Below are 1,216 nucleotides of genomic sequence, written 5' to 3'. Positions count from 1 at the left end.
GTATCCTCGGATTTTAACCTGTTCATCTATTCTTCCCAGGTATTCGATCTCCCCGTTAGGCAGCCATCTCGCCAAATCTCCAGAGCGGTATAACTTCCCTTCGCCATATGGATTGTCGATAAACTTCTGCGCTGTTAATTCAGGCTGGTTTAGATAGCCTTTGGCTACTCCGTCTCCGGCGATGCATAGCTCACCAGGAATGCCAATACCACATAACTCCATCTCATTCAGTATATAGAGCTGCATATTGGCAATGGGACGCCCGATTCCTACACTTAAACCCTTATCTTTTTCGCTGGAATAGATATAGTCACAGCATCCTACGGTAGTCTCCGTAGGGCCATATTCATTATGAATCTTGACGCTGTCTCCTAATAGCTTCTGCGTTTCCCGTGCCGTATCTGTGGTGAACTCTTCTCCACCGACAATCAGCGTTTCTAAATTCGGTACATCTACGCCGTCTGCATAGGTTTCCAGCATTTTTAAATGTGACGGAGTAAGCTTAAGGAAGGTTACCCTGTTATCTTTGAATGCTGCACGCAGCCTTTCCTCCGCGTCTCCTCCCTTTAATAGAAGAGATCCACCACTAATCAGCGGTAAGAACAAGGACGTTACGGAGAGGTCGAAACTTAAGCTTGTAATCAGTACCGTCGTACAAGCTTCCTTCTGGTATTCCTGATCTGCATACGACAAGTAATGATCCAGATTGCCTCGTGTCACCGCCACACCTTTGGGCTTTCCTGTCGTTCCTGATGTGTAAATCACATAGGCGATGTCGTCTTTTTCAACGGCACACGCTGGGTTTTCCGCATTCTCGCCCAGATCTTCAAGATTCATCGAGATGAGTGGGACTTCCGTTTCCATAGTCTTCTCTCTTGTTAAAATGACCTTGGGGGCTGCATCGTTCAGGATATGCTCTATTCGTTCCTTCGGTGTTGCTGGATCAATCGGGACATAGGCGGCTCCACTCTTTAGCACGCCCAAAATGCCAATGATCGTTTCCGCTTCCAGGGTAGTCATGATGGCCACTCGATCATTGGGCTGAACACCTAACGAAATCAGTTCCCATGCCAATGCATTGGCCTTGCGGTTGACTTCTCCATAACGAAGTACGCCCGTTTCGTATTCGATTACCGTCTTCTCAGGTGTCTGTTCCGCATGTTTCTCGAATCGTTCCACTGCCATATGATGCTGTGCATACTCCGTATGGGTATTA

1 protein-coding gene is annotated in these 1,216 nt (G+C 47.5%); it reads right to left on the bottom strand.

Features of this window, described 5'->3' with window-relative positions; translation table 11 throughout:
- Positions 1–1,216 (bottom strand): non-ribosomal peptide synthetase (locus tag K3G25_RS20560; protein WP_232489505.1); only part of this gene is annotated, 1,216 nt, incomplete at both ends.

The sequence above is a fragment of the Bacillus sp. FCW2 genome, from assembly GCF_021228595.1.
Lineage (GTDB): Bacteria > Bacillota > Bacilli > Bacillales > Bacillaceae > Bacillus > Bacillus velezensis.
The sequence above is the reverse complement of the archived record's forward strand: the minus strand, read 5'-3'. Positions and strand labels throughout refer to the sequence as shown.